General features: G+C 65.9%; 23 protein-coding genes. 15 read left to right on the top strand and 8 right to left on the bottom strand.

Annotated features, from left to right (window positions below):
• Positions 1-455 (bottom strand): sterol desaturase family protein (locus tag N5D48_RS20815; RefSeq protein ID WP_279887647.1); only part of this gene is annotated, 455 nt, incomplete at its 3' end.
• A gap of 72 nt (positions 456-527) precedes the next feature.
• Here N5D48_RS20815 and N5D48_RS20810 point away from each other — a divergent pair.
• Both N5D48_RS20810 and N5D48_RS20805 read left to right on the top strand, forming a co-directional pair.
• Positions 528-1,298 carry a class I SAM-dependent methyltransferase gene (locus N5D48_RS20810; protein ID WP_279887646.1) on the top strand — a complete coding sequence of 257 codons (771 nt, stop codon included), beginning with the start codon at positions 528-530 and terminating at the stop codon, positions 1,296-1,298.
• 333 nt (positions 1,299-1,631) lie between these two features.
• A complete protein-coding gene (locus N5D48_RS20805; RefSeq protein WP_279887645.1) occupies positions 1,632-2,345 on the top strand; it encodes an MgtC/SapB family protein in 714 nt (237 codons plus the stop codon).
• On the opposite strand, the gene dksA is transcribed toward N5D48_RS20805, so the two are convergent.
• The 3 genes from dksA to N5D48_RS20790 form a co-directional block, all read right to left on the bottom strand.
• Positions 2,342-2,749 carry an RNA polymerase-binding protein DksA gene (gene dksA / locus N5D48_RS20800; RefSeq protein WP_279887644.1) on the bottom strand — a complete coding sequence of 136 codons (408 nt, stop codon included), beginning with the start codon at positions 2,747-2,749 and terminating at the stop codon, positions 2,342-2,344. The genes N5D48_RS20805 and dksA overlap by 4 nt on opposite strands.
• A gap of 73 nt (positions 2,750-2,822) precedes the next feature.
• Positions 2,823-4,157, bottom strand: a complete 1,335-nt coding sequence (locus tag N5D48_RS20795; RefSeq protein WP_279887643.1) for a dihydroorotase — start codon at positions 4,155-4,157, stop codon at positions 2,823-2,825.
• A gap of 2 nt (positions 4,158-4,159) precedes the next feature.
• A complete protein-coding gene (locus N5D48_RS20790; protein WP_279806257.1) occupies positions 4,160-4,720 on the bottom strand; it encodes a carbonate dehydratase in 561 nt (186 codons plus the stop codon).
• A gap of 133 nt (positions 4,721-4,853) precedes the next feature.
• Between N5D48_RS20790 and N5D48_RS20785 the strand changes: the two genes are divergently transcribed.
• Complete coding sequence (locus N5D48_RS20785; RefSeq protein WP_279887642.1) at positions 4,854-5,387, top strand: GNAT family N-acetyltransferase; 534 nt, start codon at positions 4,854-4,856, stop codon at positions 5,385-5,387.
• Here N5D48_RS20785 and ppk2 read toward each other — a convergent pair.
• Positions 5,362-6,180, bottom strand: a complete 819-nt coding sequence (gene ppk2 / locus N5D48_RS20780; protein WP_279887641.1) for a polyphosphate kinase 2 — start codon at positions 6,178-6,180, stop codon at positions 5,362-5,364. The two genes, N5D48_RS20785 and ppk2, sit on opposite strands and share 26 nt — an antisense overlap.
• A 205-nt stretch (positions 6,181-6,385) precedes the next feature.
• Between ppk2 and N5D48_RS20775 the strand changes: the two genes are divergently transcribed.
• From N5D48_RS20775 to N5D48_RS20760, 4 genes are all read left to right on the top strand, one after another.
• The gene (locus N5D48_RS20775) at positions 6,386-7,021 is read left to right on the top strand and encodes a hypothetical protein (protein WP_279887640.1); all 636 of its coding nucleotides are present in this window, start codon (positions 6,386-6,388) and stop codon (positions 7,019-7,021) included.
• A gap of 103 nt (positions 7,022-7,124) precedes the next feature.
• The gene (locus N5D48_RS20770; protein WP_279887639.1) at positions 7,125-7,334 is read left to right on the top strand and encodes a hypothetical protein; all 210 of its coding nucleotides are present in this window, start codon (positions 7,125-7,127) and stop codon (positions 7,332-7,334) included.
• Positions 7,335-7,629: 295 nt separating this feature from the next.
• Positions 7,630-8,934 carry an MFS transporter gene (locus tag N5D48_RS20765; RefSeq protein WP_279887638.1) on the top strand — a complete coding sequence of 435 codons (1,305 nt, stop codon included), beginning with the start codon at positions 7,630-7,632 and terminating at the stop codon, positions 8,932-8,934.
• 109 nt (positions 8,935-9,043) lie between these two features.
• Positions 9,044-9,328, top strand: a complete 285-nt coding sequence (locus tag N5D48_RS20760; RefSeq protein WP_279887637.1) for a hypothetical protein — start codon at positions 9,044-9,046, stop codon at positions 9,326-9,328.
• A 103-nt stretch (positions 9,329-9,431) separates the two neighbouring features.
• On the opposite strand, the gene N5D48_RS20755 is transcribed toward N5D48_RS20760, so the two are convergent.
• Positions 9,432-10,364, bottom strand: a complete 933-nt coding sequence (locus N5D48_RS20755; protein ID WP_279887636.1) for a LysR family transcriptional regulator — start codon at positions 10,362-10,364, stop codon at positions 9,432-9,434.
• Positions 10,365-10,484: 120 nt separating this feature from the next.
• Here N5D48_RS20755 and N5D48_RS20750 point away from each other — a divergent pair, with 120 nt between their 5' ends.
• The 6 genes from N5D48_RS20750 to N5D48_RS20725 all read left to right on the top strand — a co-directional run bounded on the left by N5D48_RS20750 (position 10,485) and on the right by N5D48_RS20725 (position 16,410).
• On the top strand, positions 10,485-10,745 hold the full coding sequence (locus N5D48_RS20750; RefSeq protein WP_279887635.1) for a DUF2790 domain-containing protein: 261 nt from the start codon (positions 10,485-10,487) through the stop codon (positions 10,743-10,745).
• A 99-nt stretch (positions 10,746-10,844) separates the two neighbouring features.
• Positions 10,845-12,149: an MFS transporter gene (locus N5D48_RS20745; RefSeq protein ID WP_279887634.1), complete on the top strand. Its 1,305-nt coding sequence runs from the start codon at positions 10,845-10,847 to the stop codon at positions 12,147-12,149.
• 377 nt (positions 12,150-12,526) lie between these two features.
• A complete protein-coding gene (locus N5D48_RS20740; protein WP_279887633.1) occupies positions 12,527-13,822 on the top strand; it encodes an NCS2 family permease in 1,296 nt (431 codons plus the stop codon).
• Positions 13,819-14,904, top strand: coding sequence for a tRNA (uridine(54)-C5)-methyltransferase TrmA (trmA, locus tag N5D48_RS20735; protein ID WP_279887632.1), 1,086 nt, complete (start codon positions 13,819-13,821; stop codon positions 14,902-14,904). The genes N5D48_RS20740 and trmA overlap by 4 nt, the downstream gene beginning before the upstream one ends.
• Positions 14,905-14,962: 58 nt before the next feature.
• The gene (locus tag N5D48_RS20730) at positions 14,963-15,868 is read left to right on the top strand and encodes a LysR family transcriptional regulator (RefSeq protein ID WP_279887631.1); all 906 of its coding nucleotides are present in this window, start codon (positions 14,963-14,965) and stop codon (positions 15,866-15,868) included.
• 104 nt (positions 15,869-15,972) lie between these two features.
• Positions 15,973-16,410 carry a cupin domain-containing protein gene (locus N5D48_RS20725; RefSeq protein WP_279887630.1) on the top strand — a complete coding sequence of 146 codons (438 nt, stop codon included), beginning with the start codon at positions 15,973-15,975 and terminating at the stop codon, positions 16,408-16,410.
• A gap of 119 nt (positions 16,411-16,529) precedes the next feature.
• Here the strand turns inward: N5D48_RS20725 and pcaG are convergent, their stop codons facing one another.
• Both pcaG and pcaH read right to left on the bottom strand, forming a co-directional pair.
• A complete protein-coding gene (gene pcaG, locus N5D48_RS20720; RefSeq protein WP_279887629.1) occupies positions 16,530-17,135 on the bottom strand; it encodes a protocatechuate 3,4-dioxygenase subunit alpha in 606 nt (201 codons plus the stop codon).
• Between the two features lie 11 nt (positions 17,136-17,146).
• Positions 17,147-17,866, bottom strand: a complete 720-nt coding sequence (gene pcaH / locus N5D48_RS20715) for a protocatechuate 3,4-dioxygenase subunit beta (RefSeq protein ID WP_279887628.1) — start codon at positions 17,864-17,866, stop codon at positions 17,147-17,149.
• 175 nt (positions 17,867-18,041) lie between these two features.
• Here pcaH and N5D48_RS20710 point away from each other — a divergent pair, with 175 nt between their 5' ends.
• The gene (locus N5D48_RS20710) at positions 18,042-18,929 is read left to right on the top strand and encodes a neutral zinc metallopeptidase (protein WP_279887627.1); all 888 of its coding nucleotides are present in this window, start codon (positions 18,042-18,044) and stop codon (positions 18,927-18,929) included.
• Between the two features lie 234 nt (positions 18,930-19,163).
• A partial coding sequence (locus N5D48_RS20705; RefSeq protein ID WP_279887626.1) for a methyl-accepting chemotaxis protein occupies positions 19,164-21,063 on the top strand: 1,900 nt, incomplete at its 3' end.

The following is a 21,063-nucleotide window of genomic DNA, read 5'->3' as shown; positions in this document are numbered from 1 at the left end:
CGCCGCCGCTTCAACTGTTGCTTCAACACGCGCAATGGCGGTGCGTAGAAGAAGCCGAACGACACGCTGCCCTGGCGCCCCTTCACCGCATGGTGCAGGCGGTGCGCCCGGTACAGGCGCTTGAGATAGCGGTTGACCGGCTTCGGCGCTCGCGGCCAGTGGCGGTGGAAGAAACCGTCATGGGCCAGCACATAGGCCAGGCCATAACCTGCCACCCCGCCGCCGACCCATTGCAGCGGCGCATGCCCGGCCTTGCCCAGCGCCACCAGCCCCGCGGCGATCAGGCCCAAGGCCAGCAGGTACAGGTCGTTGGTCTCCAGCACGCCCAGTTGCGGCTCATGGTGCGAGCGGTGCAGCCACCAGCCCCAGCCGTGCATGACGTACTTGTGGGCCAGCGTGCCGACGCCCTCCATGGCCACCAAGGTGCCGAACAGCACGGCGAGATTGAACAGCATGAGTCGATCCGGGGTTTGGCAACGAAAGGCGCAAGGGTAACATTGCCGGCAGTTCACTCGGAGGGATTTTCCATGAAGGATGTGCACGTCTCGGCCAGCGCCGGCTATACCCGTCAGTCGAGCAACTACGAGCAGGGACGGCCCGACTACCCCGTCGCCCTGCAGGGCTGGCTGCGCGACACCTTGGGCATCGACGCCGGCACCCCAGTACTCGACCTGGGCGCCGGCACCGGCAAGTTCACCCGCCTGCTCGCCGCGCTGGCTCCACGCCTGACGGCGGTGGAGCCAGTGGCCGCCATGCGCGAGCGCTTCAGCGAGCGGCTGCCCGATGTCCCGGTCCTCGAAGGCACCGCCCAGCACATCCCGCTGGCCGACGCCAGCCAGCAGGTGCTGGTCTGCGCCCAGGCTTTCCACTGGTTCGCCAACGCCGAAGCCCTGGCCGAGATGCACCGGGTGCTCGCCCCCGGTGGCCGTCTCGGGCTGATCTGGAACGTGCGCGACGAGACGGTGGACTGGGTGGCGCGGATCACCGAGATCATCACCCCCTACGAAGGCGACACCCCGCGCTTTCACACCGGCCGCTGGCGGGACGCCTTCGCTGGCGACAGGTTCAGCGCGCCGCAACTGACCACCCTGCCCCACGTGCATGAAGGCAGCCCGCAGACCGTGATCCTCGAACGCCTGCGCTCGGTCAGCTTCATCGCCGCCCTGCCCCAGGTCGAACAGGACAAGGTCATGGGCCAGCTGCAAGCCCTGATCGACCAGCATCCAGACCTGAAAGGCCGCGACCGTATCGCCTTCCCGTACCGCACCCAGGCTTATGTCTGCCAGCGCCTGGCGTAACGCAATTGTCATGATTAACGCCTTGACCCTGTGCGGGTCGAGGCGTATGGTCCGCCGCGCACTCAAGCGTTCCCTCACACAGGAGTTCCCTGCATTGGACAGTAGCCCCAGTCGATTGCGACAGGCCCACACGGCGAGCTAGTCCGGCAGCATTCCTGCCACTGTCTCGCCGCACACGGTAGACGGTGGTTTCCTTCAGCCCTTCGCGGCCGAGCACCCCTCCTTTTCCCGCCCTGCCCTGGCATGGCGCGTGGTCCTGCGCATTCCTCGTTTTCAATCGCACCGTCATCGCGCGGTGCTCACGCGGGCATTGCCCGCGCAACGGAGTTCGCTATGGATTGGAAAATCTTTCTGCTGCGCGTCAGCGTGGCCCTGCTGCTCGGTGCCCTGATCGGTGCCGAACGTCAACTGCGCCAGCGCCTGACCGGCCTGCGCACCAACGCCCTGGTCAGCACCGGCGCCTGCCTGTTCGTGCTGATGACCCAGGCGGTACCGGGCATGGCGCCCACCGACGCCTCGCGCATCGCCGCCTACGTGGTATCGGGCATCGGCTTTCTCGGCGGTGGCGTGATCATGCGCGATGGCTTCAACGTGCGCGGCCTGAACACTGCCGCGACCCTCTGGTGCACCGCCGCCGTCGGCGTGCTGTGCAGCCTCGGGCTGCTGCTGGAAGCGTCGCTGGGCAGCCTGGTGGTGCTGTGCGCCAACATCCTGCTGCGCGACCTCGCCCAGCGCCTGGATCGCCAGGACGTGCTGCCGGCCAGCGAGGTGGAGCAGCGCTACGAGGTACGCATCGTCTGCCGCGCCGAGGACGAGATCCAGGTGCGCAGCCTGATGCTGCACAGCCTCAGCGACCCGGGCCTGCGCCTGCAGTCGCTGCACAGCGAGGACCTGGCCGACCCGGCGCGCCTGGAAGTCCGCGCCGAGCTGCTCGGCACGCCGCAGGCGCCGACCCAGCTGGAGCGCCTGGTCGGCCGGGTGAGCCTGGAGAAAGGTGTCAGCGCGGTGCGCTGGCAGTTGCAGGCCCAAGGCCTGAGCGCCGACTAGAGATCGTCACGCACGTGCCGCTCGCGCAGTTCCTGGCGCTCCTTGGCCTCGACGCACAAGGTGGCGGTGGGCCGCAGCAGCAGGCGGCGCAGACCGATCGGCTCGCCGGTTTCCTCGCACCAGCCGTAATCGCCCCGGGCCAGGCGCTCCAGCGCCTGGTCGATCTTGTCCAGAAGCTTCTTTTCCCGTTCCAGCGAGCGCAGTTGCCAGTGGCGTTCTTCCTCGGCGCTGCCGATGTCGGCGGGGTCGCTGTGCACTTCCTGCTCACGCAGGGCACGGAACTCCTGCTCGATGCGGGTCTGCAACTCGCCGCGCTGGTTCAGCAGCAGGTTGCGGAAGAATTGCCGCTGGGGTTCGTTCATGTAGGCGGTGCCGGGTTGTTGCAACAGCTGTTCTTCGGTCATGGGTAAAACTCCGGAAGGTCTGGCGGCGCCTTGCGCCGCTTGCGCGGGCAAACCAGCGCCCGCGTGGGTTCGATCAACGGTCGAACATCAAGGGCAACCCCTGGCATTGTTCGCGCAGCCTGCCGCGGTGCCAGGCCAGCTGACCGGACACCACGGTGCTGCGGACCACATGGTGGAAGCCACGGTGCATGAACGGCGTCCAGCCACAGCGTGCCAGGACCGGGTCGTCGGCCACCGCCCGAGGCCTGCCCAGACGCTCGACGATGGCGAAGTCGGCCCAGTACCCCTCGCGCAAAAAGCCGCGCTCGCGAATGGCGAACAGTTCGGCCACCGCATGGCTGGTCTTGTTCACCACCTGGGCCATGCTCAGCACGCCCTCGCTGACCAGCTCCAGGGCCGCCGGCAAGGCGTGTTGCACCAGCGGCATCCCCGACGGCGCGCGGGTATAGACCCGGCGTTTTTCCTCCAGGGTGTGCGGCGCATGGTCGGTGCCGATCACATCGATGCGATCGCAGGCCAGGGCCTGGCGCAGCGCGTCGCGATCGGTACCGGTCTTGATCGCCGGGTTGCACTTGAGCAAATGGCCGAGGCTGGCGTAGTCGCTGTCATCGAACAGCAAGTGGTGCAGGCAGACTTCGGCGGTGATGTGCTTGCCGGCCACCGGCCCGGGCTCGAACAAGGCCAACTCCCGCGCGGTGGTCAGGTGCAGCACATGCAGGCGCGTGCCGAAGCGCCGGGCCAGCTCCACGGCCAGGCTCGAGGAGCGGTAGCAGGCCTCGGCATCGCGGATCAACGGGTGCGCCGCCGGAGGGATGAACTCGCCATGGCGCGCCCGCCACCCACGCTCGTTCTCGAGGATGCTCGGGGTGTGCTCGCAATGGGCCAGGACGATGGTCGGCGCGTAGATGAAGAGCTTTTCCAGGACCTGAGGATCGTCCACCAGCATGTCGCCGGTCGAGGCCCCCATGAACACCTTGATCCCGGCCACCTCGCGCGGATCGAGGGCCGCGATGATGTCGAGGTTGTCGCGGCTGACCCCGAAGTGGAAGCCGTAGTTGGCGCGCGAACTCTGCGCCGCCCGCCGCTTCTTGTCTGCCAGTGCCTCCAGGTCGAGGGTGGGCGGATTGGTGTTGGGCATGTCCATGAAACTGGTGATACCACCGACCACCGCCGCCCGCGACTCGCTGGCGATACTGCCCTTGTGCGGCGCCCCCGGCTCGCGGAAATGCACCTGGTCATCGATCATGCCCGGCAACAGCCAGGCCCCGTCGGCATCGATCTCCAGCGCGGCCCTGGCATTGTCGATGCCGCCGATCCGCTCGATGCGCCCATGGCGCACCAGCAGATCGGCCTCGAACTCACGCCCTTCATTGACCAGCCGCGCGTTGCGCACCAGTAGCGTGTCCATGCTCAGAACTCGTTCTGCAGGGCCTTGTAGCCCTGGACCAGATCGATATTGGTGCGTGCCACGTCCTCGGAGAACTCCGACGCCGACACGCTGACCGGCGGATAGCGATCCAGGTCGGTATGCGGGCCGATGTGCTCGGTGGGCGGCACGTAGAAGCGCGGCGGCAGGTCGCGACCATCGACCACCGAGTTGTGCCGCACCACGCTGCCATCGCCGACCTTGCAGTTGAACAGCACGCTGTTGAAACCGATAAACACCCGATCGCCGACCTCGCACGGGCCATGCACGATGGAGCGGTGGGCGATGGAGCTGTACTGGCCGATGCGCACCGCCGCGCCGGACTTGGAGTGGATCACCACGCCATCCTGGATATTGGAGTTGGCGCCGATGACGATCGGCTGCATGTCGCCGCTGGCATCCACTTCGTCGGCGCGGATGACCGCGTAGGGACCGACGAACACATTGTCCTGGATGATCACCTTGCCGCAGATGATGGCGGTGTGGTCGATATAGGCCGACTCGGCGATTTGCGGGAGGTGGCCGGAAGGGTTTCTGCGGATCACGGTGGCGCCCTGAGCTGGAGGAGATCCACAAGTGTTACGTTATAACACTAACATTGCAACACCTCTGCGCGCCGTTCTGGCACACTCCTTCCTCCGGCGAAGCAAGCCCGCTCTCACAGGTGCCCTGCCAATCATGTGTATCCGCCCCACCCTCAGCGGCGATGTCGTGCTGCTCCCCGCCATCGAGCGCTCCGCCGCCCAGGCTTTCAGGTCACTGCCGCGCCTTGCCTGGTTGGCCGACAGCGAGGTGATGGACCCGGCAACGCACCAGGCCTTCATCAGCGAAGGTTGCAGCTGGGTGGCTGTGGACGCTCAGGACCGGCCAGTGGGCTTCCTGTGCGCCACCGTCACCGACACCGCCCTGCATATCCAGGAACTGTCCGTCGCGCAGGACGCCCAGGGCCAGGGCCTGGGCAGGCGCCTGCTCGACCAGGCAAGGCAGGCCGCCCAACAGCATGGCTTGCGCTGGCTGACCCTGACCACCTTCGCCGATGTGCCATGGAATGCCCCGTTCTATGAGCGCTATGGCTTCGAACGCCTCGCGGCCGGACAGTTGGATGACCGCCTGCTGGCCATCATCGCCAGCGAGCAGGCCCATGGCCTGACCGAGCGTTGTGCCATGCGCCTGCCCATCGCCCCTTTCAGAAGCGCTCCGGCACCTGCTTGAACGGATAAGGCTGGGCCTTGTACTTGCCGATCTTGCCGCGCTTGGGCAGCGCGACCTTGTGCGCGTCGCTGAGGTCCTTGTAGGGAATCTGCTGCAACAGGTGACTGATGATGTTCAGTCGCGCCTTGCGCTTGTCGTCCGAATGGGCCATGAACCAAGGCGCCCAGGACGAATCGGAGGCCGCGAACATGTCGTCGCGGGCACGGGTGTAATCGTCCCAGCGGTTGTAGGACTTGACGTCCATGGGTGACAGCTTCCATAGCTTGCGCCCATCGTTGATGCGGTCCTGCAGGCGGCGGGCCTGCTCCTCGGGGCTGACCTCGAGCCAGTACTTGACGAGGATGATCCCCGACTCGACCATCATCCGCTCGAACATCGGCACCACGGTCAGGAACTTGTGGGCCTGCTCGTCGGTACAAAAGCCCATCACCCGCTCGACCCCGGCGCGGTTGTACCAGCTGCGGTCGAAGATCACCACTTCGCCCGCCGCCGGCAGGTGGGTGAGATAGCGCTGGGCGTACATCTGGGTCTTCTCGCGTTCGGTGGGTGCTGGCAACGCGACCACGCGAAACACCCGCGGGCTCACGCGCTCGGTGATGGCCTTGATGGTGCCGCCCTTGCCGGCGCCGTCGCGCCCCTCGAAGACGATGCACACCTTCAGGCCCTTCTCCACCACCCATTGCTGAAGCTTGACCAGCTCCACATGCAGGCGCCTGAGCTGCGCCTCGTAGGTCTTGCGCCCGAGTTTCTCCAATGCCTTGCCCGCAGGTTTCTTGCCAGCCGCCTTGGCCATCGCCAATTCCTCTCCGTGCATGCCCCGGCCACGCCAGGGCGGATCAGAGCAGTATGGATGAGCCCCGGCAACTTGCCGGGCCGCCATCCGCCGACATGTCGTCTTGCCACGATTGCAGCCGCTCTGGCCCGCAGGTTCTAATCCCGTTGCACCGCGCTCGGCCCGGTGCGCGAACCAGTACTTGGCCACACAAGGAAGCTTTACGATGAACAGGACGCTCGTTGCGCCAGCCGTGCTGCTGGCGACCCTGCTCGGCTGCTCCGACAATCGCCAGCCCAGCGACGCCGAATTGCGCCAGGCCGCCCAGGCCTACCTCGACACCCAGTACCCGCACTGTTTCGTGATCAGCCCCTTCCCCACCCGCACCCGCGATTTCGACCTGCAGGGCACCAACCAGGCCTTGCACGCGCTGGCCCAGGTCGGGGTGGTCAGCGAGCGCGAGGTCGGCCGCACCGAAGTACCGCAACGCCTGTGGCAACCGGCACGTACCGATATCTACTACGCCTACGACCTGACCGACGAGGGCCGCCGCTACTTCAAGGCCGACGCCCACCGGACCAAGAACGGCGGCACCGTCGGCGGACTCTGTCTGGGCAAGGCCCAAGTCACCAGCGTGACGGGCTTCAACGAGCCGACGGAGCACGGCGGTCGCCGCCAGGCGCAGGTGACCTACCGCTATCGGGTCGCCGAGCTGCCGGGCTGGACCGGCGAGGCCACGGTGCAGGCCAGCATCCCGGGGCTGGGGCTGGCCGTCGCCAGCGCCACCCAGCCGATCGAGGAAACCCGTGCCATGGTCCTCACCGAGCACGGCTGGACACACGAGCAGATGCTCCTCCGCTGAGTGGTCACTCAGTTAATCCTGGGGAAATCCGCACCGCGCATGCTGGCCTCGACCCGGCCGCCCCGCGGCCGCCTTTCCAGGTTAGATGAGAGAGACCTCAGTGATGAAGACCATCGCCTACGCCGCGGCCCTGCTGGCCGCGATCTCGGCCACCTCGGCCTTCGCCGAAGGTGGCGCCGACCGCCTCAGGGAGCGCAGCGAGCAATGGGCGCTGCAGCGTCAGCAGATGGCCGAGCGCCTCGCTGCAAGCGACCAGCAGCGCCCCGCCACGGCCCAGCAGACGGACGCCGTCCACGCCAAGCCCTCCTGCTGACCGGCCCAGCCCCCCGTGGCTTGCCCTGCGGCCTCTCGTCGCAGGCTGCTACCCCTTGGCAAATCCTGCACAGTCCGTAAAATTCCGCCTCCTTTTCGCCCGTCGCCCTACCCGGTGGCAACCGCCCGCAAGGAACGCGTCCGCGCCTCACCACATCGCGCATGTGCCACAGGCTCAACCGCCCCCGCCCGGCCTTCGCACAACAGGCCCCGCGGTTGAATCTTGCCAAGGTCGCACATCCCGCGGCGCACGCCCGAGAAGGCGCATATCGGCGTTTTCCAACCTTGAGGTACGTATGTCTCCGCGTTTGCTGGCGATGGCGCTGGCACCCCTGCTCAGCCTGTTCATCATTGCCCTGGGCAATGGCTTCCTGTCTTCCCTGACCACCCTGCGCCTGGGCGCGGCCGGAGAATCGGCCACCACCATCGGCATCGTCTCGTCGGCCTATTTCATCGGCCTGACCCTCGGCGCGGTGTTCAACGACCGGCTGATCCTGCGCATCGGCCATATCCGCGCCTACAGCAGCTTCGCCGCGCTGATCGGCGCGACCATCCTTTTGCAGGGGCTGTTCTACGACACCACCTGGTGGGCGGTGCTGCGCCTGATCAACGGCTGGGCCGCGGTGGGCGTGTTCCTGGTCATCGAAAGCTGGCTGTTGCTGGCCGGCGACGCCAAGATACGCGGCCGCCTGCTGGCGCTGTACATGATCGCCTTCTATGGCGCCGGGGTCATCGCCCAGGCCGCGCTGGGCGAGATCACGGGCCTGGGCGAAAGCGCGCCGTTCATGCTGGCGGGCATGCTCGCCACGCTGTCGGTGCTGCCGATCGTGATCCTGCCACGGGTGTCGCCGCTACTGGATCAGGTCGAACCCCTCAAGCCCCGCCAGCTGCTGGGCGTGGCGCCCACCGGCCTGGTCGGCTGTTTCGGCTCGGGCGTGGCCATCGCCGGGATCTACGCCCTGTTGCCGCTGTACCTGCAGCGCATCGGCCTGGACGTGGGCGAAGTCGGCACCATGATGGCCTGGGTGATCCTCGGCGCCATGCTGCTGCAATACCCGGTGGGGCGCTGGTCGGACCGCAAGGACCGCCAGGACGTGCTGATCGCCCTGGCCACGCTGTGCACCGTGCTGTCGCTGCTGATCGTGCTGTTGCCAGCCGACACGGCCCTGCTGCCGGCCCTGCTGTTCCTGCTCGGGGGCGGCGTGTTCGCGCTGTACCCGGTGGCGGTCAGCAGCGCCGCCGATCGTGCCCCGGCCGATGCCCTGGTACCGATGATCCAGGGGCTGTTGCTGATCAACTCGCTGGGCTCGGCCATGGCGCCGCTGGCCATTTCGCCCATGATGACGTCGTACGGCGAGGTCGGGCTGTTCTGGGCGTTCGCCGCGATCAACCTGGCCATGGTCGGCTTCTTCCTGTGGCGCCGTGGCAAGCGGCCAGCGCCGGAGCACCCGGCGCCGTTCGCGCCCACCGCGACGTTCTCGCCCACCGGCGCGGAGCTGCGCGTGACCGAGGACCTGATGCACGCGGCGCAGGAACATCCGACGCTGGACGCAATGGACGGCGCGTCGGTGCAACAGGCGCCCCGCACGGACGCCAACTGACCGCCACGGGGCCGCAAGGCCCCTGTGCATACCGCCCGTCACCCGGCGGGCACCCTTGCCTCTGTGCAAAGGCCAAAGCCATGACAGTCCAGCCGACAGGAGACTCACCATGGCCCGCAACCGCCCTCTCGTCCTGCTGCTTGCCCTGATCCTTGGCAGCGCCTCCACCGCCAGCCTGGCCGCCACCGACATGAATGATGGCCGCGCGCGCAGCGAACACGCGTCGGGCGATCACCCCAAGGGCAAGACCGCCGATGACGGCAGCAAGGACAACGACAGCAGCGACTCCGATGCCGCCGACGGCGCCGCCGGTGGCTCCAACAGCACGGGCGAAGCCACCGGCAGCGGGGCTGGCGCGTCAGGTGGAACAGCCGAAGACCAGGACAGCCGCTGAGGCGCCGCGCAGCTTGAGTCTGTGGGAGCGCGCCAGATTCTAAAAATTGCGCAAGACAGTTGCTCCCACAGGGAATCTGGCTAGACGGCTGCTCCCACGGGTGTCACCGCCAGTAGCGGGGCTCATCCGCCACTCGCTGATGCTCGGCGAACAGCAACGGCAGCTGCTCCTTGAGGAAATCCAGCCAGGTACGCACCTTGGCATCCAGGTAATGCCGCGACGGGTAGATCGCATAGATCTCCCGCTGACGCAGCCGGTGCGGCGCCAACAGCCGGCACAGCCGCCCATCCTCCATCGCCTGGCTCGCCGAGTAGTAAGGCAGCAGGCCCACGCCCATGCCCAGCTCGGTGGCCCTGAGCATGGCGTCGGCGACATTGGTGAGGAAGGTGTCCTGAGGCACGATCACGCAACTGTCGGGACTGCCCTCGAACGACCAGTCTTCCTCGAACAGCGGATCGACCGTGCGCAGGCAGACATGCTCGTGCAGGTCCTGCGGCTGCCTTGGCACACCGTGGCGGGCGAGGTAATCGGGAGACGCGCAGAGAATGCTGTGGATGCTGCCCAATGGTATGGCGATCAGTTGCGAGTCCGGCAAGCCCTGGCCGATGGCAATCACCACATCATGCCCTTCGGCCAGCGGATCGGGGTTGCGCTGCGACAGCGTCAGCTCCATCACCACCTCGGGGCACGTGGCGTTGTAGCGCGCCACCAGCGGCATCATCAGCAGGCCCAGGCCATGGGTGCAGTGAATACGCAAGTGGCCACGTGGCGTGAGGTGCGCGCCACGGGCTTCATCCATGGCCTCCTCGGTGAGCAGCATGATCTGCCGCGTGCGCTCGAGAAAGCGCTCGCCCGCCTCGCTCATGCGCAGACGTCGGGTGGTGCGGTGCAGCAGGCGCGTCTGCAGCTGGTTTTCCAGTTCGGCGACGATCCGCGACACCTGCGCCGCGGAAATATCCAGGGCCTGGGCGGCGGCGGCGAAGCTGCCGCACTCCACTACCCGGGCGAAGGTGCGCATCGCATGCAGCATATCCATAGGGCTGGCGCTCTCATTCATTCATGCATTAGAAGCAGGAATCTATCACGGAATAGCCCATTTATTGTGAAACACAAATGAATGGATCATTAGGCATTCCCGCAAAACAAGGAGCCTGTCATGAAACGTTCGCTTGCCCTCGTCGCCCTCTGCGGCGCTCTTGCCTCCTTCACCGCCTTCGCCGACACCAGCGCCGGCAGCTCGGCAGCCACGCACTACGAGTACGGCATGCCGCTGGACATCGCCAAAGTCATCTCCATCACCCCAGCCAGCAATGACGCCGACTGCCAGGTGGGTACCGCGCACATGGTTTACGTCGACCGCCAGGGTCAGACTCGCGAGGTCGACTACCGCCAGATGGGCAACTGCTCGCAACTGTAACGGCCGGGAAAAATACCAGCCAACTTGCTGAAAGTGCATTTGCCAGCCCCACGCACCGTCGCATGATCTTCCGGGACAACAACAAGAACGGCCCGGACCATGAACACGATCGACACCCGCGTCGCCACGCCCTCCGATGTCTCGCGCAGCACCCATTCACGCGTCACCTGGCGGCTGATGCCGCTGCTGCTGGTGTGCTACCTGTTCGCCCACCTCGACCGCATCAACATCGGCTTCGCCAAGATGCAGATGAGCGCCGACCTGGGTTTTTCCGACACCATCTACGGCCTGGGCGCCGGGCTGTTCTTCGTCGCCTATGCGCTGTTCGGCGTGCCCAGCAACCTGGCCCTGGAGCGGGTCGGCCCGCGGCGCTGGATCGCCACCCTGATGGTGGTCTGGGGCCTGCTGTCCACCGGCATGATGTGGGTGCAGGACGCGGCGGGGTTCTATGCCCTGCGCTTTCTGCTGGGGGTGGCCGAAGCCGGTTTCTTCCCCGGCATCCTCGTGGTGCTCAACCGCTGGTACCCGGCCCGGCGTCGGGCGCAGATCACCGCGCTGTTCGCCATCGCCGTACCATTGGCCGGGGTCGTGGGCGGGCCGCTGTCCGGCGGGATCCTGCAGGCGTTCCACGACTTTGGTGGGCTGCGGGGCTGGCAATGGATGTTCCTGATCGAAGGGCTGCCGGTGGTGCTGCTGGGGCTGGTGGTGCTCAAGGCTCTGCCGGACAGCTTCGAACAGGTTGCCTGGCTCGATGCCGAACAGAAGCGCGCGTTGCGTGAGGAAATAGCTGGCGAGGAACGGCGCAAACCCATCAGTTCGATACGCGGCCTGCTCGGCGATCGGCAGGTATGGCTGCTGGTGGCGGTGTACTTCGCGGTGATGCTGGCGGTCAACACCCTGGCATTCTGGATGCCGACCCTGATCCATGCCGCCGGGATCGACAGCGACGGCCAGGTCGGCCTGCTCAGCGCCATTCCGTACCTGGCCGGGTGCCTGTTCATGCTCGGTTGCGGACGCTCTTCCGACCGTCACCGCGAACGCCGCTGGCACCTGTGCGTCCCGCTATTGATGGCGGCCGCTGGCATCGCCCTGGCGGGCGTGGCGCCTGGCGATGCGCTGCTGGTGATGGCTGGTCTGGTGCTCGCTGGCATGGGCGCCAGCGCCGCCCTGCCGATGTTCTGGCAGCTGCCACCGGCATTCCTGGCCGGCAGCGCCCAGGCGGCCGGTATCGCCATGATCAGCTCGTTCGGCAGCATCGCCTCGTTCCTGGCGCCCTACCTGATCGGCTGGATGCGCGACACCGCCGCCAGCCCGGGGCTGGCCCTGCAAGTGCTGGCGCTGGCCATCGTGCTGGGTGGCCTGCTGGTGCTCAAGGTACCGGCCGCGGTGGCCAATCCCCGCTAGTATGGTGTTTTGCAAATACGACCAATAACTCGCGAGCGATTTTTGCGCTCAGGCAAGGCGTCGCGACGAGTCGTAGCCCAGCTACGGCGAGGAGCGACAACGCCGCATGAGCGCAAAAAGCGCCGCGAGTTATGGTCGTTATTTGTGAAACACCACACTAGGGGCTTGTGGAATACCTGTGGGAGCGGGCTTGCCCGCGAAAGGGCCGGCACAGGCTAACGAAAACCGTCTCCCCAATGGCCATAGGCCCCCGCCATGCATGCTGGTATGATGCGCGGCTTTTTTCCGCCCCACACAAAACCATGGCACCCGGTATGGTCTGTGCTTTGCTGTTGGGGTCGATACATTCACGGCGCGAGGGCGCCCTGGGAGCAGGCATGCTGGAAAGGCTGTTTCAACTGAAAGCACACAACACCAACGTGCGCACCGAGATTCTCGCGGGCGTCACCACCTTCCTGGCCATGGCCTACATCCTGTTCGTCAACCCGAGCATCCTCGGCGAGACCGGCATGGACAAGGGGGCGCTGTTCGTCGCCACCTGCCTTGCCGCGGCCATCGGCTCGGTGACCATGGGCATCATCGCCAACTACCCGATCGCCCTGGCGCCGGGCATGGGCCTGAACGCCTTCTTCACCTACACCGTGGTCCTGCACATGGGCCACACCTGGCAGGTGGCCCTGGGCGCGGTGTTCCTTTCCGCCGTGCTGTTCTTCCTGCTGTCGATCTTCCGCATCCGCGAGTGGATCGTGAACAGCATCCCGCTGCCGCTGCGCTCGGCCATCGCCGCTGGCATCGGCCTGTTCCTGGCGCTGATCGCCCTGCATAACGCCGGCATCGTCGTCGATAACCAGGCCACCCTGGTTGGCCTGGGCGACCTCGCGAAGCCAGCGCCGGTCCTCGCCACCCTGGGCTTCTTCCTGATCGTCGCGCTCGAAGCGATGAAAGTACGCGGCGCGGTGCTGATCGGCATCCTCGCCGTGACCGTGGCCTCGATCGCCATGGGTGTCACCCCGTTCGGCGGAGTGGTGTCGATGCCGCCGTCGCTGGCCCCGACCTTCCTGCAACTGGACATCAAGGGCGCGCTGGACGTCGGCCTGATCAGCGTGATCTTCGCCTTCCTGTTCGTCGACCTGTTCGACAACTCCGGCACCCTGATCGGCGTGGCCAAGCGCGCCGGCCTGATGGGCAAGGACGGGCACATGCCGAAGATGGGCCGCGCCCTGATCGCCGACAGCACCGCCGCCATGGCCGGCTCCCTGCTCGGCACCTCGACCACCACCAGCTACATCGAGTCCGCCGCCGGCGTCAGCGCTGGCGGGCGCACCGGCCTCACCGCCATCGTGGTGGCGGTGCTGTTCCTGCTGGCCCTGTTCTTCGCCCCGCTGGCCGGCAGCGTGCCGGCCTTCGCCACCGCCCCGGCGCTGCTGTTCGTCGCCGTGCTGATGGCTTCGGGCCTGGCCGAGATCAACTGGGACGACGTCACCGAAGCCGCGCCGGTGGTGGTGACCGCCCTGGCCATGCCGCTGACCTACTCGATCGCCAACGGCATCGCCTTCGGCTTCATCGCCTGGACCGCCATCAAGCTGATCTCCGGTCGTCGCCACGACCTGAACCCGGCGCTGGTGATCCTGTCCATCCTGTTCGTCATCAAACTGGGCTGGTTCCCCGCATGAGCGCCGTCTTCGACCCCACCCAGTACGATGCGCAACTGGCGGCCAAGGCCGCCCGCCTGGGCGAACTGCTGGCACCGTTCGACGCGCCGGAGCCGGCGGTGTTCGACTCGCCCCGCGAACACTATCGCCTGCGCGCCGAATTCCGCCTGTGGCGCGAGGACGGCCAGCGCCACTATGCGATGTTCGCCCCGGGCGAGAAGCACAAGGCGATCCTGATCGACGATTTCCCCATCGCCAGCCAGCGCATCAATGAACTGATGCCGCGCCTGAAGGCCGCCTGGCAAGCCAGCGAAGCGTTGAACAACCGCCTGTTCCAGGTGGAGTTCCTGACCACCCTGGCCGGCGATGCCATGGTCACCCTGTGCTACCACCGTCCGCTGGACGAGGCCTGGGAAACGGCCGCGCAGCAGCTGGCCAGCGACCTCGGCGTCAGCGTGATCGGTCGCTCGAAAGGCAAGCGCGTGGTGATCGGCCGCGACTACGCGGTGGAAAAACTCGACATCGCCGGACGCACCTTCAGCTACCGCCAGCCCGAAGGCGCCTTCACCCAGCCCAACGGCGCGGTGAACCAGAAGATGCTCGGCTGGGCCTTCGAGGCCATGGGCGAGCGTGCGGACGACCTGCTGGAGCTGTACTGCGGCAACGGCAACTTCACCCTGCCGCTGGCCACCCGCGCGCGCCAGGCGCTGGCCACCGAAATCAGCAAGACCTCGGTCAACGCCGCGCTGCACAACCTCGACGAGAACGGCGTGGACAACGTGCGCCTGGTGCGTCTGTCGGCCGAGGAACTGACCCAGGCCCTGAACGGGGTCCGCCCGTTCCGCCGCCTGGAAGGCATCGACCTGAAAAGCTACGACTTCGGCACGGTGTTCGTCGACCCGCCACGCGCCGGCATGGACCCGGATACCTGCGAGCTGACTCGCCGCTTCGAGCGCATCCTGTACATCTCCTGCAACCCCGAGACCCTGGCGCAGAACATCGCCCAGCTGCACGATAGCCACCGTATCGAACGCTGCGCCCTGTTCGACCAGTTCCCCTACACCCACCACATGGAAAGCGGGGTACTGCTGGTGCGGCGCTGACTCGCACCAGGGCGGGGCCGCCATGGCCCCGCCACTCGCCATCAGGAGCGATGTACCGATGGATCAGTTGAGCGCCATGCACACCTTCCGCCGGGTCGTCGACCTCGGCAGTTTCAGCGCAGCGGCCAGCCAGGCAGGCATTTCCCATACCGTGCTGTCGCGCCAGGTGAAGAACCTCGAGCGCCATCTCGGCACCCAGTTGCTCAACCGCACGACCCGCCGCCTGCAACTGACCGAGGCCGGCGCGCTGTTCTACCGCCATTGCGTGCAGATCCTCGAGCAGATGCAGGCGATGACCCTGGAGTTGTCCGAGCACCAGCGGCAACCCACCGGTACCTTGCGCCTGGGCGTGGCCACTGCGTTCGGCGAACTGGAGCTAGGGCGCTGGTTGCCGGATTTCGTGCAACGCCACGAACAGCTGCAGATCGAGTTGCATTGCAGTGACCGCTTCATCGATCTGCTCGAAGAAGACATCGACGTCTGCCTGAGGGTTACCGACCACTTACCCGACTCCAGCCTGGTCGCACGCCAGTTGGCGGTCAGCGAAGTGGTGCTGGTGTCCGCCCCCGGGTACCTGGAACGGCACGGCGTCCCAGCCACCCCCGATGAGCTCGCCACCCACCCACTGCTTGGCTTCAACCAACTGCTGCATCCACAACGACTCCAGCTCACCGGCCCCGGTGGCGAGCGGCAAGACGTACTGATGCCCCGGCGCCTGAGTGCCAACTCGCCCATCGCCCTGCGCGCGGCAGCCATTGGTGGGCTTGGCATCGCCAGCTTCGATCGGTTCATCGTCCACGATGCCCTGCGCGACGGGCGCCTGGTGCCCGTGCTGAAGGAGTGGACCCTGCCGTCACGCACCCTTTACGCCGTCTACCCGCAAAGCCGCTACCTCGCGCCCAAGGTGCGGGCATTGCTCGACTATGCGCAGGCTTACTATGCCGAGCCACGCTGGCTGAGCTGATATGTGCTTTTTATGCACAGGTCATGGCTTACACATGGCGTATTTGTGCACGATGTGAACGTTTAACCTTCGCCGCACAGTCAATTGGCGAAGGAGCCTCCCCCATGAAAGCACTGCACGCGATGTTCGCCGGCCTGACGATGGCCGCGCTTGCCACCACCGCCAACGCCACTGGCGAGAAGCTGGTCTCGGTTCCGGACAGCACCACCCTGCAATGGCAGGCCGTAAGCGGCACCCAAGGCGCCGTCAGCTACGCCAATGTCGAAGGCGACCTGTTCGGCAATGGCCCGTACTCGGCCTACGTGAAATTCCGCAAAGGCACCGACAACGGCCTGCACACCCACAGCCAGACGCTGCCGACCGTGGTGCTGAGCGGCACCTTCTATGCGGTGATCGATGGCAAGCGAGTGGAATATCCGGCCGGTTCCTACTACAAGCTGCCGGCGAACCTGGTGCATGAAAGTGGTTGCACGGCGGCTGCCGACTGCCTGCTGTTCCAGTACCAGGCGGACGCCTTCGACCTGAACCCGGTCAAGGGCTGAGCTGACCTCCTCTCTTCACCCCTTCGCGGGCAAGCCCGCTCCCACAAGTAGCAGTCCTGTGGGAGCGGGCTTGCCCGCAAAGGGGCTCCATTGGTTCAACCGCCGGGTATTGGACTCGATCAGAAGTCGAAGAACACCGTCTCCCCTTCCCCCTGAATACGGATATCGAAGCGATACGCCGTCTTCCCCTCCACTTCACAGCGCCTGGCGATCAGCGTCTCGCGTCGCTGTGGCTGTTCGATCAGGTTGAGCACCGGGCACTTGGCATTCGCCTCGCCCTCGTCATCGAAGTACAGCCGCGTATGCAGGTGGATGTTGATCCCTCGGGCAAACAGACTGATGTTGATGTGCGGCGCCATCGGCACGCCCGCGGCATTGTTCACCACGCCAGGCTTGACCGTATGCAGGGTCCACTCGCCGGCATCGAAGGTGGTGGCGGTGCGACCGAAGCTGTTGAACGCGTTCTCGAGGTTGTACTCATCCTGATACAGGCCGTTGGCATCGGCCTGCCAGACCTCCAGGAACGAGTCGCGCACCAGGTGCCCATTGCCGTCGTAGACCTGGCCGACAAGCAGGATGTGCTCGCCCGGCGCGTCGGGCATGGCCAGTCGATTCCAGATTTCCTGGTCGCGGGTCGGGTTGCCGGCCGCCTCCAGGGCGAGGCCGATGTGCACGTAAGGGCCGGCGGTCTGCGAAGGCGTTTCCGGCAGCAGTTCGATAGGCATGACGGGCCTCCTCAGCGGTTTTCGAAGTGGGTCTGGCGTTGGCCGCGCAGCACGATGTCGAAGCGGTAGGCCAGGCAATCCATCGGGTTCGCGTGGCTCATGTCGAGCTTGGCGATCAACCGTTGCACGGCCTCGGGGTTGGCGATCGACTTGACGATCGGGCACAGCGGAATCAGCGGGTCTCCCTCGAAATACAGCTGGGTGATCAGCTTGGTCGCGATCGACGGGCCGCTGATGGAGAAGTGGATATGTGCCGGGCGCCAGTCGTTGGGGCCATTGCGCCAAGGGTACGGTCCGGGCTTGATGGTGCGGAAGCTGTAGTAGCCGTCGCGGTCGGTGAGGCAGCGGCCGACACCGCCGAAGTTCGGATCCAGTGGCGCCAGGTAGCGGTCGTTCTTGTGCCGGTAACGACCACCGGCATTGGCCTGCCACATCTCCACCAAAGTGTTGGGCACGGGTTTGCCGTACTGGTCGACGACCCGGCCGGCGACGATGATGCGCTCACCGATCGGCAAGCCGCCATGGTTGAAATTGAGCAGCAGGTCATGATCATGCTCGGCGAAGCGCAGATGGGAAAAGTCCGGGCCGGTACTTTCGCTGATCGATTGCGGGATGCTGACCAACGCCTGGCGCGGTGAACGCGCCACCGAGGTCTTGTAGTCGGGGGTGAAAGCCTTGGGGTGCCAGTTGCGATCACGGATCACGAAGCGGCTGGTGTCCTGGGCAGGCATGCCGGTTTCCTCTCTTGGATTTATGGCTTGCAGTTTCCGGCAGGTCCGCTGGGATGAATATTGAAATCGACGGTCACAGGCATAACCATTTGGTTATGTTTCAGCGAGCAGGCGACGGTCTGTGCGACGCTGAACTAATCTTTGACTTCATGTTTCACAAACCGGAGAGCTCTACATGGAATGGCGAAAAGGCCGACGCAGCGACAACGTGGTCGATGCCCGCGGCGAAGGGGGCGGCGGCGGTGGCATGCGCTTCGGCGGCGGCAAGGGCCTGGGGCTGGGCGCCATCCTGCTGATCGTCGGCATTGGCTGGCTCACCGGACAGGACCCGCTGCAGATCCTCGGCCAGCTGGCCGGGCAGATGGAGCAGCAGCAAACGGCCCCAGCCAATGTCGGCAGCAAGGCACCACCGGCCAACGACGAACAGGCCGAATTCGTCGCCTCGATCCTGGGCGACACCGAGGACACCTGGAAGGCGCTGTTCGCCCAGGCCGGCAAGCAGTACCGCGATCCCAAGCTGGTGCTGTTCAGCGGCCAGGTCAGCTCCGCCTGCGGCTTCGCCTCGTCGGCGGTAGGACCGTTCTATTGCCCGGGCGATCAGCGCGTGTACCTGGACATGACGTTCTTTCGGGAAATGGAAACCCGCTTCAAGGCTGCCGGCGACTTCGCCCAGGCCTACGTGATCGCCCACGAGATCGGCCACCATGTACAGACCCTGCTCGGCGTCTCGGCCAAGGTCGACGCGGCGCGCCGCAATGGTCAGCGCATGGAGGGCGACAATGGTCTGCTGGTACGTCAGGAGCTGCAGGCCGACTGCTTGGCCGGAGTGTGGGCCTACCAGGCGCAAAAACGCTTGAACTGGCTGGAGCCGGGAGATGTGGAGGAGGCGCTGAACGCCGCCAACGCCATCGGCGATGACCGGCTGCAGCAACAGGGCCAGGGCCGCGTAGTGCCCGACTCGTTCACCCATGGCACCTCGCAGCAGCGGGTACGCTGGTTCAAGGCCGGGTTCTCCAGTGGCGATGTCAACCAGTGCGACACGTTCAGCGCGCGTAGCCTCTGAGATTTCCAGGTCGCTTCACGCCCGATTCGCGGACAAGCCCGCGAATGGGCGGCGAAGCGCCCTTGCCACCTCTAAAAAGCAAACGTTTTCAGTAGCTTACAAATTTGCTGAAAAAGCGTTTCAGCTTCTCCCGGTCTTGCCGATAAGTCCTACACAAATCTGCGGGCCCTCTGACAAAAACAACGCCCAGCGATTGAGATCAAGTGAGCGAAATCATTTTCTGGGAGAGCGTGCATGAACAGCTGGTTCGCCAATATCAGCGTCAACCTCAAACTCGGCCTGGGCTTCGGCCTGGTGCTGGTACTGACCGGGCTTCTGGCCCTGACCGGCTGGACCAGCCTGGGCAGCCTGATCAACCGCAGCAACTGGATGAGCGACATCACCCAGCTCAACAGCGACCTGACCAACCTGCGCGTCGCCCGTTTGCAGTGGATGCTGACCAATGGCGACGACGCCTCGGCGGCCAATGTCCAGGCCAAGCTCGACGCCTTCGGCAACCAGCAGCAGCACCTGCTCAACACCTTCAAGAGCCCGGAGAACCTCAAGCTGCTGCGCGAGCAGGGCCAGAGCATCGGTGAATACCGAGTTTCGCTGGAGAAAATGCGCCAGGGCTACAAGGCCACCCTCGCCGCCCGCGAATCGATGAACCAGGCCGCCGCCCGCGCCAACGACGCCATCGAAGCGATCAGCAGCGCCGTGCTGTCGGGTACCGATAGCGACGCCAACCGCCTGGCCCAGTACCTGCTGATCAGCAAGGCCAAGCAGCAACTGGTACAGGTGCGCCTGGACGTGCGCAGCTACATCGCCGACCTGACCAGCGAGGCCGAACAGGCCGCCCTGCGCCAGCTGGAGAACGCCCTGGGCGAGATCGACAGCCTCAAGCGCCAGCTGCCGACTGAGGCCTCGCGTATCCAGCAATTCGAAAGCGCCGTGATGGCCTACCGCGACGCCGTGCGCCAGTTCCGCGACGCCACCGCCGCCATCGGTGTGGCTCGTGCCGAGATGACCGTGCAAGGCGCCGACATCGTCAAGCGCAGCGACGACCTGTACAAGATCCAGATCGAGCGCCGCGACGACGAGAGCGTCCAGGCCCGCAGCCTGCAGACCGCGGCGACCCTGCTGGCCCTGCTGGTCGGCGTGCTGGCCGCGTTCATCATCACCCGCCAGATCACCCGTCCGTTGCGCGAAACCATGGACGTGGTGAACAAGATCGCCAGCGGCGACCTCACCCAGAACCTGCGCGTCACCCGCCGCGACGAGCTGGGCGCCCTGCAGCAAGGCATCGCGCGCATGGGCACCACCCTGCGCGACCTGATCACCGGCATCCGCGACGGTGTCACCCAGATCGCCAGCGCCGCCGAGGAATTGTCGGCGGTGACCGAGCAGACCAGCGCCGGCGCCAACAGCCAGAAGGTCGAGACCGACCAGGTGGCCACTGCCATGCACGAGATGGCCGCTACCGTTCAGGAAGTTGCGCGCAACGCAGAGCAAGCCTCCCATGCGGCGACCAATGCCGACGACGAAGCCCGCGTCGGCGACAAGGTGGTCGGCGAGGCCATCAGCCAGATCGAGCGCCTGGCCAGCGAAGTGCATCGTTCCACCGAGGCGATGACCCTGCTGCAGCAGGAGAGCCAGAAGATCGGCAGCGTCATGGACGTGATCAAGTCGGTGGCCGAGCAGACCAATCTGCTGGCGCTCAACGCCGCCATCGAAGCGGCTCGCGCGGGTGAAGCCGGTCGAGGCTTCGCCGTGGTGGCCGACGAGGTCCGTGGCCTGGCCCAGCGCACCCAGCAGTCCACCGAGGAGATCGAAGGCCTGATCGCCAGCCTGCAGCACGGCACCCAGCAGGTCGCCGAGGTGATGAACGGCAGCCGCAGCCTGACCGACAGCAGCGTCGAGCTGGCCCGCAAGGCCGGTGACTCGCTGGAGAACATCACCCGCACGGTGTCGAACATCCAGTCGATGAACCAGCAGATCGCCGCCGCCGCCGAGCAGCAGAGCGCCGTGGCCGAGGAGATCAGCCGCAGCATCCTGAATGTGCGCGATGTGTCGGAGCAGACCGCCACCGCCAGTGACGAGACCGCGGCGTCCAGCGTCGAGCTGGCGCGCCTGGGTGGTCACCTGCAGACGTTGG

It is taken from the genome of Pseudomonas sp. GD03858, from assembly GCF_029840925.1.
In the GTDB taxonomy this organism is placed as follows: domain Bacteria; phylum Pseudomonadota; class Gammaproteobacteria; order Pseudomonadales; family Pseudomonadaceae; genus Aquipseudomonas.
This window is presented reverse-complemented; position numbering and strand designations above follow the sequence as displayed.

Coding starts and splice junctions, on each gene's coding strand:
- N5D48_RS20810 (WP_279887646.1), top strand. CDS start 528: ATGAAGGATGTGCACGTCTCGGCCAGCGCCGGCTATACCCGTCAGTCG.
- N5D48_RS20805 (WP_279887645.1), top strand. CDS start 1,632: ATGGATTGGAAAATCTTTCTGCTGCGCGTCAGCGTGGCCCTGCTGCTC.
- dksA (WP_279887644.1), bottom strand. CDS start 2,749: ATGACCGAAGAACAGCTGTTGCAACAACCCGGCACCGCCTACATGAAC.
- N5D48_RS20795 (WP_279887643.1), bottom strand. CDS start 4,157: ATGGACACGCTACTGGTGCGCAACGCGCGGCTGGTCAATGAAGGGCGT.
- N5D48_RS20785 (WP_279887642.1), top strand. CDS start 4,854: ATGTGTATCCGCCCCACCCTCAGCGGCGATGTCGTGCTGCTCCCCGCC.
- ppk2 (WP_279887641.1), bottom strand. CDS start 6,180: ATGGCCAAGGCGGCTGGCAAGAAACCTGCGGGCAAGGCATTGGAGAAA.
- N5D48_RS20775 (WP_279887640.1), top strand. CDS start 6,386: ATGAACAGGACGCTCGTTGCGCCAGCCGTGCTGCTGGCGACCCTGCTC.
- N5D48_RS20770 (WP_279887639.1), top strand. CDS start 7,125: ATGAAGACCATCGCCTACGCCGCGGCCCTGCTGGCCGCGATCTCGGCC.
- N5D48_RS20765 (WP_279887638.1), top strand. CDS start 7,630: ATGTCTCCGCGTTTGCTGGCGATGGCGCTGGCACCCCTGCTCAGCCTG.
- N5D48_RS20760 (WP_279887637.1), top strand. CDS start 9,044: ATGGCCCGCAACCGCCCTCTCGTCCTGCTGCTTGCCCTGATCCTTGGC.
- N5D48_RS20755 (WP_279887636.1), bottom strand. CDS start 10,364: ATGGATATGCTGCATGCGATGCGCACCTTCGCCCGGGTAGTGGAGTGC.
- N5D48_RS20750 (WP_279887635.1), top strand. CDS start 10,485: ATGAAACGTTCGCTTGCCCTCGTCGCCCTCTGCGGCGCTCTTGCCTCC.
- N5D48_RS20745 (WP_279887634.1), top strand. CDS start 10,845: ATGAACACGATCGACACCCGCGTCGCCACGCCCTCCGATGTCTCGCGC.
- N5D48_RS20740 (WP_279887633.1), top strand. CDS start 12,527: ATGCTGGAAAGGCTGTTTCAACTGAAAGCACACAACACCAACGTGCGC.
- trmA (WP_279887632.1), top strand. CDS start 13,819: ATGAGCGCCGTCTTCGACCCCACCCAGTACGATGCGCAACTGGCGGCC.
- N5D48_RS20730 (WP_279887631.1), top strand. CDS start 14,963: ATGGATCAGTTGAGCGCCATGCACACCTTCCGCCGGGTCGTCGACCTC.
- N5D48_RS20725 (WP_279887630.1), top strand. CDS start 15,973: ATGAAAGCACTGCACGCGATGTTCGCCGGCCTGACGATGGCCGCGCTT.
- pcaG (WP_279887629.1), bottom strand. CDS start 17,135: ATGCCTATCGAACTGCTGCCGGAAACGCCTTCGCAGACCGCCGGCCCT.
- pcaH (WP_279887628.1), bottom strand. CDS start 17,866: ATGCCTGCCCAGGACACCAGCCGCTTCGTGATCCGTGATCGCAACTGG.
- N5D48_RS20710 (WP_279887627.1), top strand. CDS start 18,042: ATGGAATGGCGAAAAGGCCGACGCAGCGACAACGTGGTCGATGCCCGC.